10 protein-coding genes are annotated in these 13,742 nt (G+C 35.5%); 1 reads left to right on the forward strand and 9 read right to left on the reverse strand.

All coding sequences use genetic code 11. The features are described from left to right. Window positions 1–76 precede the first annotated feature (76 nt). From BLT57_RS09170 to BLT57_RS09190, 5 genes are all read right to left on the reverse strand, one after another. Window positions 77–1,351: an adenylosuccinate synthase gene (locus tag BLT57_RS09170; protein ID WP_091425108.1), complete on the reverse strand. Its 1,275-nt coding sequence runs from the start codon at window positions 1,349–1,351 to the stop codon at window positions 77–79. Window positions 1,352–1,358: 7 nt separating this feature from the next. Then, on the reverse strand, window positions 1,359–1,814 hold the full coding sequence (locus tag BLT57_RS09175; protein WP_091425110.1) for a Fur family transcriptional regulator: 456 nt from the start codon (window positions 1,812–1,814) through the stop codon (window positions 1,359–1,361). 26 nt (window positions 1,815–1,840) lie between these two features. Then, window positions 1,841–4,045: a bifunctional (p)ppGpp synthetase/guanosine-3',5'-bis(diphosphate) 3'-pyrophosphohydrolase gene (locus BLT57_RS09180; protein WP_091425112.1), complete on the reverse strand. Its 2,205-nt coding sequence runs from the start codon at window positions 4,043–4,045 to the stop codon at window positions 1,841–1,843. Window positions 4,046–4,158: 113 nt separating this feature from the next. Continuing rightward, window positions 4,159–5,391, reverse strand: coding sequence for a M48 family metallopeptidase (locus BLT57_RS09185; protein WP_091425114.1), 1,233 nt, complete (start codon window positions 5,389–5,391; stop codon window positions 4,159–4,161). Window positions 5,392–5,394: 3 nt separating this feature from the next. Continuing rightward, on the reverse strand, window positions 5,395–6,195 hold the full coding sequence (locus BLT57_RS09190; RefSeq protein WP_091425116.1) for an RNA methyltransferase: 801 nt from the start codon (window positions 6,193–6,195) through the stop codon (window positions 5,395–5,397). A gap of 173 nt (window positions 6,196–6,368) precedes the next feature. Between BLT57_RS09190 and BLT57_RS09195 the strand changes: the two genes are divergently transcribed. Continuing rightward, on the forward strand, window positions 6,369–7,184 hold the full coding sequence (locus BLT57_RS09195; RefSeq protein ID WP_231928669.1) for a DUF6503 family protein: 816 nt from the start codon (window positions 6,369–6,371) through the stop codon (window positions 7,182–7,184). Between the two features lie 50 nt (window positions 7,185–7,234). On the opposite strand, the gene BLT57_RS09200 is transcribed toward BLT57_RS09195, so the two are convergent. From BLT57_RS09200 to BLT57_RS09215, 4 genes are all read right to left on the reverse strand, one after another. Continuing rightward, entirely contained in the window at window positions 7,235–8,251 is a 1,017-nt protein-coding gene (locus tag BLT57_RS09200; RefSeq protein WP_157717159.1) for a metallophosphoesterase, read from the reverse strand. Window positions 8,252–8,263: 12 nt separating this feature from the next. After that, entirely contained in the window at window positions 8,264–9,574 is a 1,311-nt protein-coding gene (locus tag BLT57_RS09205) for an amidohydrolase family protein (RefSeq protein ID WP_091426728.1), read from the reverse strand. A 10-nt stretch (window positions 9,575–9,584) separates the two neighbouring features. Continuing rightward, a complete protein-coding gene (locus BLT57_RS09210; RefSeq protein WP_091425121.1) occupies window positions 9,585–12,560 on the reverse strand; it encodes an amidohydrolase family protein in 2,976 nt (991 codons plus the stop codon). Between the two features lie 79 nt (window positions 12,561–12,639). Further along, a complete protein-coding gene (locus tag BLT57_RS09215; RefSeq protein WP_091425122.1) occupies window positions 12,640–13,710 on the reverse strand; it encodes a DUF3810 domain-containing protein in 1,071 nt (356 codons plus the stop codon). Window positions 13,711–13,742: the final 32 nt, after the last annotated feature.

Consider the following 13,742-nt stretch of genomic DNA (forward strand, 5'->3'; position numbering starts at 1 on the left):
GTGAAATGTTTTGTTCCAAAAATAACTAATATCTCTTCGGAATAGTATGCGTTAACAGATTTTTAATAGATGTGGTTTACACTCTATTAATGGTCTGTGTTCTATCTGGTCCTACAGAAACAATCGTAATTGGAATTTCCAATTCTTTTTCTAGAAAATTGATATAGTCATTTAGTTCTTTAGGAAATTCTGACACCGCTCTCATTGTTGTAAGATCTTCTTTCCAACCTTTGAAATCTGTATAAATTGGTGTTACATTTTCCGCTTCGATATTAAAGGGTAGGTGAGTGATGGTCTCTCCTTTGTATTTATAGGCTGTACATACTTTTAAGGTTTTAAACCCTGAAAGCACATCGCCTTTCATCATACTTAGTTGTGTGACACCATTAACCTGACAAGCGTATTTAAGAGCCACAAGGTCTAACCAACCACATCGTCTAGGTCTTCCTGTTACAGCGCCAAACTCATGACCAATACGTGCCATTTCTGCTCCAGTCTTATCAAATAATTCCGTCGGAAATGGTCCTGAACCCACACGAGTGGTATATGCTTTAAATATTCCAAAAACTTCACCTATTTTATTAGGCGCTACGCCTAATCCCGTACAAGCACCAGAGGCTGTTGTATTAGAAGAAGTTACAAATGGATAAGTTCCAAAGTCAATATCTAAAAGTGAGCCTTGTGCACCTTCTGCTAAAATTGGTTTCCCGTTTTTTAGAGCTTGATTAAGATATTCTTCGCTGTCTATAAATTGCAATTCTTTTAAGCGCTCAACAGCTGAAAAGAATTCATCTTCCATTTCTTTTAAATTATATTGAATATCTACATTGTAGAAACCAATCATTGCTTCGTGCTTATTGGCTAGTGCTCTATATTTTTCTTTCCAATTGTCTAATTCTAAATCGCCAATTCTAATTCCATTGCGACCTGTTTTATCCATGTAAGTCGGACCAATACCTTTTAAGGTTGATCCAATTTTAGCTTTGCCTTTAGAGGCTTCAGAAGCCGCATCAAGTAAGCGATGTGTTGGTAAAATGACATGTGCTTTTCTCGAGATAATAAGATTTGACTTATAGTCGAGATTAAATTGATCTAAGCCATCTAATTCCTGTACAAAAACGACAGGGTCAATAACTACACCATTTCCTATAACATTTATAGAAGTGTCATGAAAAATTCCTGAAGGAATCGTTCTTAAAACATGTTTGATACCATCAAATTCAAGAGTGTGTCCTGCATTAGGTCCACCTTGAAAACGTGCAATAATATTGTAATTAGAGGTAAGAACATCAACAATTTTTCCTTTGCCTTCGTCGCCCCATTGTAGTCCTAGTAGTAAATCTACTGCCATTGTGTAATTAGTTAGTTGGTTTGTTTTTTATTCCGTAAAAGTAGAGTGAGTGATTTGATATAGAAATGTCAAATACCTCTTCAATTGTTTGTTTAATAGATTGAATTCGTGGGTCACAAAACTCAATCACTTCTCCTGTATCTGTTAAAATAACATGATCATGTTGTTTGTCGAAATAGGATTTTTCATAGTGAGCCTGATTTTGTCCAAACTGATGTTTTCTCACCAAACCACATTCCATTAAGATTTCAATGGTATTGTATAGGGTTGCACGACTTACACGATAGTTTTTATTCTTCATTTTGATATATAAAGATTCAATATCAAAATGTTCTTCACTATCATAGATTTCCTGCAGAATAGCGTAACGCTCTGGAGTTTTTCTGTGGCCCTTTTCACCGAGAAATGTTGTAAATACATTTTTTACAATTTCTTGATGACTCTGTTCTGTTTTATCACTCATAATTAAGGTGCAAATTTACACAATTTTTACACTCTAGTGACCTTATCAATCCCATTAATTTTTTTGAGATTATCCATCAGCTTTTTGAGCATATTGTTATTGGTTACGACGACATTAATTTTTCCAGTGAAAACGCCATCGTCAGATTCAAAGCTAATGCTTTTCATGTTCACATGCATGTTTGAAGAGATAACTTCAGTAATGTTATTTACTAATCCCAAATTATCAATACCAGAGAGTTTTATTTGTGTTGCAAATTCCTGTTGTGTCGAATCAATCCATTTTGCCTGCATGATCCGATATGCATAATTGGATCGTAAACTCAAGGCGTTCGGACAATTTTTTTTATGAACTTTTATACCGTCATTAATAGTCAAGAACCCAAAAACAGGGTCTCCTGGGATAGGGTTGCAGCATTCTGATAATTTATAATCTAGCTTTTGCTCTTCTTTGCCGAAGACTAGTTGATCGTATTTTGAGGTAATCTCATCTTTATCAATATCTGCTATCACCGTCGGTTTACGGATTTTATTTTTTATATAGCTCATAAACATATTGCTTCTAGAAGAAGCATACTCTTTGAGCATTTTATTATCTATAGTTCCAATTCCAACACGATAAAATAAATCCAAACTTGTTTTTAATTTGAAGTAATTAACCATTTCATTCACTGATTTTTCATCCAGTGAAATTTTTAGTTGTTTCAGCTTTCGTCTTAAGATTTCTTTACCGTCTTCAGCAACATCTTTTTTGTCTGCTTTTAGAGATGATTTAATTTTACTTCGGGCTCTTGCCGTAGTTGCGTAATCTAGCCAGTTGCGATTAGGTTTGACATTATCGGAGGTCAAGATTTCAATTTGATCACCACTATTTAATTCATGACTTAGCGGTACAAGTTTACCATTGACTTTAGCCCCTCTGGTTTTCATTCCCACTTCGGTATGAACACTAAATGCAAAATCTAGAGGTGTCGCACCTTTTGGCAAAGATTTCAAGTCGCCTTTCGGTGAGAACACAAATATTTCTTTAGAATAGAGATTGAGTTTAAATTGTTCTACAAAATCAACCGCATTGGTTTCATTACTTTCGAGAGCTTCCTGTAATTTATCAATCCAAGTATCTAATGCATCTTCACTATCACCTTGCTTATACTTATAATGAGCTGCATATCCCTTCTCGGCAATTTCATTCATCCGCTCACTTCTAATTTGAACTTCTACCCATTTACTTTTTGGTCCCATTACTGTGATATGTAATGCCTCATATCCTGTTGATTTAGGTGAGGAAATCCAGTCTCTCAGACGTGTTGGATTCGGAATAAAATTATCAGTGACAATAGAGTAGATTTTCCAAGCTAAGAATTTTTCATTTTTCAGATCCGATTTATAAATAATACGAACAGCAAACTTGTCGTAGATTTCTTCGAAGTCAACACCTTGCTTCAAAATCTTCTTTCTTATGGAATAAATGGATTTTGGCCGACCTTTAATTTCGTAGTTAAGCCCTTCTTTATCTAAAGAATCTTTAATTTCTTTAGAGAAAGTTTTAATATAGTCATCTTGTTCTTCTTTACTCTCTTGTATTTTTTCTGCAAGATCATTGTAAACTTCAGGTTCGGTATATTTTAGTCCTAAATCTTCAAGCTCCGTTTTGATATTATAGAGTCCAATACGATGTGCTAGAGGCGCATATATGTATAAAGTTTCAGAAGCTATTTTTTCCTGTTTGTCAGGACGCATAGAGTCCATAGTTTGCATATTATGGAGTCGGTCAGCAATTTTGATAATAATCACTCGAACATCATCGTGGAGTGTGAGCAGCATCTTGCGGAAATTCTCTGCTTGCGTAGACACATCAGCATCTTTACTCAATGATGAAATTTTTGTTAAGCCATCAACGATTCGTGCGACGGTTTCACCAAATAAACGCTCAATATCATCTTTGGTATAGTCTTCATTATCTTCTACAACATCATGAAGTAATGCTGCGGCAATACACGTAGCATCCAAACCGATTTCACTTGCGACAATTTTAGCCACGGCAATCGGATGGAAAATATATGCTTCTCCAGATTTTCTACGTTGACCATTATGCGCATCTACAGCCACTTCAAAGGCATGGCGAATGAGCTTTTTATCTTCTTTTGTTAGCGTTTGATAACTGACTTTTAGAAGCTCTTTGTAGGCTTTTGTAATCTCAGCATTTTCTTTTTCTATCTCTACCTCAGTCATAGAACTAAAGTAACAATAAGAAATTTAATGTGCAATGGGTTTTTAGGTTAGTTTTTGAATTTTATTACGGAGAATTATAATCGGTATTCTCAGTTATTTTTATAATTATTGATTTAACTTCTCAAGTTTCTAACCCGCTCCAATAAGGTAGGATGTGAATAATGCACAAAGACATAAGACGAATGTGGTGTTAAATTACTCAAACTGCTTTTTGAAAGTTTTTTAAGCGATGTAATTAATGGGGCAGACGCATAGGTGCTTTTGGCGTAATCATCGGCTTGATATTCAAACTGACGCGAGACATAATTCATTATGAGTCCTGTGACTTCTGAAATAGGAGAGTAGAGGAGTCCGAATGCAATCAATCCCACATGAAAGCTTGGAATATCAACACCTAAAGCATTTGACAACAAAGGATTTGAAATGAATATGGATAAAATATACAGCGTTAATCCTGTAAGTAAGATAGAAGCGACTAAGTTAAATACAATATGTTTCTTTTTATAATGACCAACTTCATGAGCTAATACAGCGACGATTTCTTCTTCGTCAAGATCCTTTATTAAAGTATCGTAAAGCGTGACTCGTTTTTCATTACCAAAACCAGAAAAATAAGCATTAGCTTTTGTGCTTCGCTTGGAGCCATCAATCACAAAGATTTTATTGAGGCTAAATCCAACAGACGTCGCATACTCTGAAATTTTCTCACGCAAACTACCTTCTTCTAAAGGAGTTTGTTTATTAAATAAGGGCACAATGAGTTTGGAATAAAACATATTCATAAATACAGTAAAAACTGTGACAATAGCCCATGCATATAACCAAAAGGATTCTTGTGTCTGTTGATAGAACCAAATGATTGAAGCTAAGATTCCACCTCCGATAACAGCCATCATAAACAAGCCTTTAAACTTATCGAGAATAAAGGTCTTTTTTGTAGTTTTATTAAAACCGAATTGTTCTTCAATCACAAAGGTTTTGTAATAACTAAATGGAGTGGAGATGATATCGCTGCCTAGCATGATAATTCCGAAGAACACTAAAGGAACAATAATCGGGTCTTCCGTATAACTTCTAGCTATGGTATCTACGTATTCAAAGCCGTCAAATATTAAAAATCCTAAGGTTAAAGCTAATGAAAACAGGGAGCTCCAAATTCCAAATTTGTAATTGGTCTTTTTATAGGCTTGAGATTTTTTATATTCGACTTCATCGTATACGTCTTGTAATTCCTGCGGAACTGCATCATTATAATGTTTGGCATTAAGTGCATCTATAATTTTATCGATAATAAAATCGACTGTAATAATTCCTATGATGATAAAAAATAATGTAGTTGCGGTCATTTATTATTTAAAATTTCGTTGTCGTTTGGCTTCAAAAATAAGAATTCCTGCGGCCACTGAAACATTCATGCTATCAATTTCACCCTGCATAGGAATAATAATGTTTTGTGTAGCACTCATTATCCAAGCATCGCTTAAACCTGTAGCTTCTGTACCCACAATAATTGCTGTAGGTGATGTGTAATCTTGAGTATGATAAGCAACAGAGGCTTGCAATGCAGCACAATACATAGAGATGTTATGCTCTTTTAAAAAGCTAATGATGTCATTAGTGCTGCCAAGACCTATCTGATTGGTGAACACACAACCAACACTAGATCGAATAATGTTTGGATTATATAAGTCTCCTTTCGGATTGGCGATAATGACGGCATCCACATGCGCTGCGTCTGCAGTGCGTAAAATGGCGCCTATATTGCCTGGTTTCTCAGGAGCTTCTGCGACCAAGATTAACGGATTCTCACTGCTAAAACGTATCGTGTTGATATCATGTGATTTACTATTCGCAATAGCAATAACACCTTCGGTAGTATCACGATGTGCAAGCTTTTGAAAAACATCTTTTGAAATTTCGATGAGTTCTGTATCAGCTGGAATAATTGAACTAACCTGTTCTTCGGAAATTAATTCAGAATAAAACAATACACTTTTGATTTGGTAGTTAGCTTTAATGGCTAATGACAATTCTCGTTGTCCCTCAATAACAAAACATCCTGTTTTTTTGCGCTCACGAGACTTTTCCTTTAAAACAACGATTTGTTTTATAAGTGCATTTTGAGTACTGGTTATGGCCTTGTGTTGCATTCTAAGTTAAATTCTAGATCATTGATCGTCGCAAATTTACACTTTTATCTCACATGATAATGCTTAAGGTAGTCATTGGTGTTTGCTAAGATCTTGTTGAATAACAACTCTGTTTCAATTTTAATATATTTTTGTAAACTATTCCATCTACCTTCGTCTAAATCCAAAATCAAATGAATTATCTTATGAAACTTAAAGGTTTAGTTGTATTTGTACTTATGATGTTGACATCATGTAAATCGGATAAATCTGTAGACGCAGTAACTTCTATAGATTACGCTAATGAAGAATTAGATGTAACGACCAGTACATATCCAGAGACCATGACGAAAGTATTCGATGCGCACGGTGGTATTGATGCATGGAACCAAATGAAGTCTTTGTCTTTTTCTATGGAAAAGCCTGACGGTGTGGAAGTAACGACAACAAATTTAAAAACACGAGCCGAACGTATTGATTCACCATCCTATTCTATGGGATTTGATGGTGAGACGCTTTGGGTAAATGAGAAAACGGGTAAAGCTTATAACGGTAATGCTAGGTTTTATAAAGGTTTGTATATGTATTTCTACGCAATGCCATTTATTTTTGGTGATGATGGCATTATATACGAAGAGGCTAAACCACTTGTGTTTGAAGGAAAATCATACCCAGGAATTTTAATTTCCTACGAGACTGGAATAGGGGAGTCTTCTCACGATCAATACATCGTATATTATGATGCTGAGAGCGGACAAATGGCATGGTTAGGTTATACAGTTACTTTTGGTAAAGAAGAGAAAAGTAAAGACTTTCATTTTATTAAATACAGTCAATGGCAAACTGTTAATGGGGTAGTATTGCCAAAACGTTTGGATTGGTATAATTATGAAAATAATCTACCAACAGAAAAACGAAATAGTGTCGAATTTATAAATGTTGTTGTTTCTGAAACTGCTCCAGATTCTTCACTATTTACAATGATTGAAGGTGCTAGAGTTATAGAATAAAGGGTATTTCAATAAAAAAGCGTCGTTAGACAATAACAACGCTTTTAATATTAATTAAACTCTATTTTAGTCCCGTCTTTTGTGGCACGATAGTGTTTACCATTCTCAATAAATAAGAGCTCCCCGTATCTTCCTTTTTTGATACTTGAGTCTACACCAAATATTTTATTGTCATAAGCGCTAATGATTTCATCAAAGGAACAATGTCCCACTACAATGTGCTCTGAATGCGTTTGAGATAATACCGTATCAATGTCATCATCTTTCAAATCGTCATTGAAGTAACCTCTATACCAAATCAAACCCGATGTACCGTAGTAGGTATTATAAAAACCAGTAGCTTTTAACTCAGATTTGCTTTTATCAATAGAAACTCTCATCGCTTCATTAATAGCTACGATATCGAAAGCCGTTTTTGATAAAAATTCTTGAGAGATTCCACCATGAACAAAAACGGTATCATTTATTTTCAATACTGTTGATTTAGATCGCAACCATCGTCCTAAAATAGTATTGTTATCGTATAATTCATCATAACCTTTATTTAGTATATCGGAAACAGAAATATACTTTTCGTTGAGGTAACGCAGGTCTTTGTGCAGTATCATATACTCATGATTCCCTAAAAGAAAATGCAATTGGCCACCATTTTGTTTAGCTTGTTGTTCCAGTTTATAAATAAGCCAAAGCATTTCATTTACTTTTGGGCCTCTATCAAAAACATCTCCAACAATCACGAAATGACCACTGCCAAAACTCCAATTTAAGTCCTCATCAATGATATGATTATTCTTTAAAATAGCTATTGCAAGGTCATATTGACCGTGAATATCACTTAAAACCGCTACCTTTTCAACATTAGTAAAAACAGATGTCTCTGGCGGATAAATGGTGTCATAAGATGACAGCTCTAATTCTTTAGAAATAACCTTGCCATTTATGATCGTTTTCTGAATTAAATGATTTGACTCTATAAAAATATAGGGACCATCATTTAAGTCTTGACCAAAGCTAGGGTAACAGGCAAAAGCAATAAGTAATGAAATTATGAGTTTGTGAATCTTCAAGGCGAAAATTATTTATTTCTGATTTTTATACTTTTTAGAGTAACGCTGCCATAGTTCGGTTTGATGTGTATTTAAACTAATAAGTCTACCATCAATAAAGGCATGTGTTAATATATTCGTTCTCATATCTAATGCATCACCTTCACTAATGAAAAGTGTAGCGCTTTTTCCATTTTCTAAGCTACCGTATGCATCATCAATTCCTAATATTTTAGCAGTATTCAATGTAATTAACTGAAGTGCTTGTTCTTTAGTTAACCCATGTGCTACCGTAGTTCCTGCATAAAAAGGAAGGTTACGAGAATTCATACGTTCCATTTGACCGCTCGACTCCAATGCCACAGTCACACCTCTATCAGTAAGTAGTTTGGCTAGTTTGAATGGCATATCATAATCGTCGTCTGTTTGACCTGGTCTAGAATGTACACGTTTTAATAATACAGGTACATTATTCTTTCTTAGCATATCAGCTACTTTATGAGCTTCATAACCACCAACAATAACCATAGATTTCACATTTTGACCTTTACAAAGGTTTATTGCATCAATGATTCCTTTTTCATCATCTACATGAATGTATAAGGTTTTGGAGCCATCAAACATGCCATTTGCCGCTTCATACGGTAAATTTTTAATGCTTTTACTTCCTCGCATATAAGCTTTTGTGGCATTAAAATAATCTATAATTTCAGTAACCTGACTATCATAATCTTTATTAGGAGTCAAGCCGCGATCTTCTCCAAGCCACCAACGGCCTCTTCTAAAACTATTTGGCCAATTCATATGGATTCCGTCGTCTGCTTTAATCACAGCATCCTCCCAGTTCCAAGCATCAAATTGTACAATGGATGAGGTTCCAGAAATACGTCCACCACGAGGAGCTATTTGACCAATTAATACACCATTAGGACGCATCGATTCTACAATTTTAGATTCTGCATTATATGCAATCAAACTTCTAATATGCGGATTCCAAGTTCCTAATTCAGATTCGTCATCTGAAGCTCTTACGGCTCCAATTTCCACTAAACCAAGTGTAGAGTTAGGGACAATGAATCCTGGGTACACATGCTTGCCTGTGGCGTCAATGACTTCCATATTACCAAGGTCCATTTTAACCATAGACATGTCGGCAACGTTAGTGAGTTTACCATCTTCAATGACTATTAAGCTTTTCTCGATAACGTTTCCATTACCAATATGTGCTGTCGCTCCAGTAATAGCAATAGTTTTACTTTGCTTAGGCGCTGGTGTCTGTTGTGCAAATGCTAAAGAAAAATTAAGCAATGCTAGCACCATAAATTTTATATGTATGTTTTTCATCTTCGTTAGTTTAGTGTTGTTCATGATCTAAATAATCACAATGCATGTCATCTTTCTCTGTCTTCTTAATCGGTTGTGTTTTCAAACCTTTATTTTTGGCTTTCATCATTTGATTAATCAATGCACTCTTTTCATTCTTTAGTTGTGTACGCAACATTTTATCACGCTCTAAATCAAAATAAGTAACTCCTTCAATAATGGTTTTTTCTGCTTTAGCATAAATTGACATTGGATGATCACTCCATAATACTACGTCACCATCTTTACCCACTTTAATACTTCCAACACGATCATCGATATGCAATAATTTTGCAGGATTAAGTGTTACAAATTTCCAAGCATCTTCTTCGTTGATACCACCGTATTTCACCGATTTTGCAGCTTCTTGATTTAAGCGACGAGACATTTCACTGTCATCACTATTAATAGCCACAACAACACCCGCATTATGCATGATTGCTGCATTATAAGGAATGGCATCATTGACTTCGTATTTGTAGGCCCACCAGTCACTAAATGTTGATCCTCCAACACCATGAGCGGCCATTTTATCGGCGACTTTATAACCTTCTAATATATGTGTGAAAGTATTAATATTGAAATCGAAACGTTCGGCAACTTTCATCAGCATATTGATTTCACTTTGCACATAAGAGTGACAGGAAATAAAACGTTCTTTATTGATAATTTCGGCAAGGACTTCCATCTCTATATCTTTGCGATAAGGTTTGCCGCTTTTCTTTAACTCATCGTATGCTTTAGCGCGATTGAAGTAATCCATATAAAGTTGTTCAACACCCATTCGCGACTGTGGAAATCTCGAAAAACTAGACCAATTAGATTGTTTAACGTTTTCACCTAAGGCAAACTTTATAAATTTCGGACTATTATCGTAGATTAGATTATCAGCAGATTCACCCCATTTTAATTTGATAATAGCTGATCGTCCACCAATTGGATTTGCCGATCCATGTAAAATCTGAATGGACGTTACTCCTCCAGCAAGATTGCGATAAATGCCTATGTCTTCGTCATCTACCACATCTTCAATACTCACTTCTGCTGAAGAGTTATGTCCGCCTTCATTAATAGAAGCCGCTGCAATATGAGAGTGTTCATCAATTACACCTGAGGTTAAATGTTTTCCTGTGGCATCAATCACATTCGCATTGCTATCAGAAAGATTTGTACCAATTTTAGCAATCTTACCGTTTTTGATCAATACATCCGTATTTTCTAAGATGCCTTCCTTTTCATTGGTCCAAACGGTTGCGTTCTTAAAGAGTAGTGTTTCTTGTGTTGGTAATTCTTTAAAGCCATAGGCCATATTAGGATAGGTCACTGCAACCGTTTCTTTAGTTACTTTAGCTTCATCCTTTTTCTTTTTAGCATCTGCCGCATCTTCTTTTTGCTTTATAGACGCATAGAACGTCATTTCATTGCCATCAGGAAAAATAGCTTTTCCGTTAAGCGCATTAGTTCCTGATACATTAGCAACCAATCTGATAAACTCCTGTTTCGTAGAATCTTTAGACGTCATTGAGATATTTATCCAATCATCGGTATAAGAAATTTTAGAACCGCGTGTTTTATCGTTGCTTGTAATTTCAGATTTTAATTTTTTGAGGGTTCCTTTTAAAGACATCTTGTAAGCTTCACCTGCAAGATTAAACTCATAATCGCCTCGAATGTCTTTAATATTCATATTTTCAAGAATGGTCTTTTGTCCCTGAACCCAGTTTTCGTAGAGGGTAGTGCCGCTTTCAAATAGATCACCTGATGTAATCAAGAAGTTAGCATAGGCTCCATTTTTAAGTGAGCCTATTTCCGAAGATTTCCCTAATACCATTGCTGGCACTGTAGTTAATGCTTCTAGTGCTTTTTCTTTTGATAAGCCATATTCTATGGCTTTCATCACATTAGCCATAAATGTTTTTGCTGATTTTAGTTCATGTGTTGTAAATGCAAATTTAACACCGTTATCAGCCAATACTTTGGGGTTTGAAGGCGCTTGATTCCATGTACGCATATCACTTAAGGATAAGGAGCGACTGAGGTAGGCATTCTCTACATCGTAAGCCTTCGGAAAGTCTACAGGAATGATAAATGTGGCATTGGTAGCTTTTACATCGTTAATACGTTCATATTCATCTCCACCTCCAAGTATAACGTATTGCACGCCGAAGAGATCACCAACTTTGTCGGCTCGTAAAGCGTTAGCTCTACTACCCGCATTAAATATTTGAACGAGATTTTTGTTAGTATTTAAAGCTTCTAAAGAGAAGTCTCTAGTTTCGCTATTGCCTTTAGCATACCACTCGGCATCATAATACATTTGACGCAATAAAGCCATACTCCCCATAATAGAATTAGGATAGGACTGTCTAGATGTTACACTTTTGCTAAAAGAAAAGTACTGTCCAGAATTCGGGTCTAAAACAAGTGTCGCATTATCGTCTTGAGGGTTTAAAGCCACTAATGTTCCAGTACCTCGTATGATACCATCATCAATATGGGTGTTTACAACACCAAAACCAGCACTTATTAAGTCTTTAGCTGCTTTTGAATCAAATTTAAATTTTTCAATTGCCTTATTTTCTGGCATTACGTGGTCATTCCAGTAAAAGCCTGATCGACTTGGGCCATATTGCGGACCGTTACCGCCTGAAGACCTTTCAGGTTTTTTTACACCAAACGTTGAATAGGCATCAATAAATGACGGGTAAATACTTTTTCCATCTAGGTCAACAACCGTTGAGTTTTTGGGAATACTCACCGCTTGTCCAGAAGCTACAACTTTACCGTCCTTAATTAAAAGAGTACCTTTCTCAATAATCTGAGTAGGCGTGACGAAAATTTTAGCGTTGGTGAAAGCGTGATAATTGGTGTTTGTAGTTTTTACACCATCGTTTTTCGGGAAATAGTCTTGCGCAAATAAGGCAAAACTGCAAAAGCAGAATGCAATTGCAAACTTGAGTTTATTCATAAATAAAAGGTTGATTAATAATTCCTTCTAAAGATAAAAATTAAGAGATGAAGATAAAGCTATTGCGACACTTTTAACTTTATTTTAAAGGATGGTCTTTATGGTAGTTGACCAGTAATGCCACTACATAGCTGTAACTTTCCATACCTTTAGACTGATTATTTGCTTTTAAAAAGTTGTTGTAAGTGGATTTAAACAGAGGTTCAGCAGGGTTTTTATAGCTGTTCCAAAAATCACTAACTTCTTGGTAATTCTTAAAAATGCCCTTATTTACCGTAGTTGCAAGTTCTCGGTAACGCTTATTATCACGGCGATAAACTTCGTAAAGGCAATGTCGTAACGCAAAAGTATAACCCGAGTATCTAAAGAATCTGTCGGGATGATGCATAGCTGCCATACTGCCAATAAAATTAGCTTCATTTTCTGCGGCATATCCTAATTGATGTGCCACCTCATGACTGCCAGTTGTGGGAAATTTAAAAGACGGAATCAAACCATCTACCTGCGCTTCATTGGTAAACGGATTCAAATATCCTGAAAAACCCATATAGGTTAGTTGTAAACTATAAATGGATCGTTTGATACTGCGAGGCTCATACGCCAAATACGGAAACTCTTTTGATAGCTCATCATATCCTTCCGGAACCAATTTTAAAATTTGAGTCTTAGAATAGGGCATGATTACCTGGGTTGAATCGGTATCGGCTATTTGTAAGTGTATGTCATTTGCTTTAAGGATAAGTCGCTCAGTAAGATTCACCAATTCTTCAGTCGTATAATCACTCTTGAGATTTAGCGATTGGTGTAAAGGCAAACGATAGTAATTGAAAGCCCAAAGCACATGAAAGGCAAAATAACCAATAGAAATAGCAGCTGCGATGTCGATAATCCAATGTTTAGTATCTTTTAAAGTACGTCTTCTATTTACATAAAACCAACGCAATACATACAAACCAAGCAGTGTATATAAGACATCCCCAACCGAAAACGGTAACCAGCCGAAGGCATAACGCATGGCTTTAGAAATCCAGATATAAACACTGTGACTATAAACCTTTTCTACAAATTCTGGAAAATACGACAAGATTTTTAATCCAATAATTTGCGGAATAATGAATAAAGCGATGATGAGTTTTTTACGTTTCAGCATGATTCAAAAATACTAAAAAGAATGTACCTTTG

It is taken from the genome of Formosa sp. Hel1_31_208, assembly GCF_900104785.1.
GTDB lineage: Bacteria > Bacteroidota > Bacteroidia > Flavobacteriales > Flavobacteriaceae > Psychroserpens.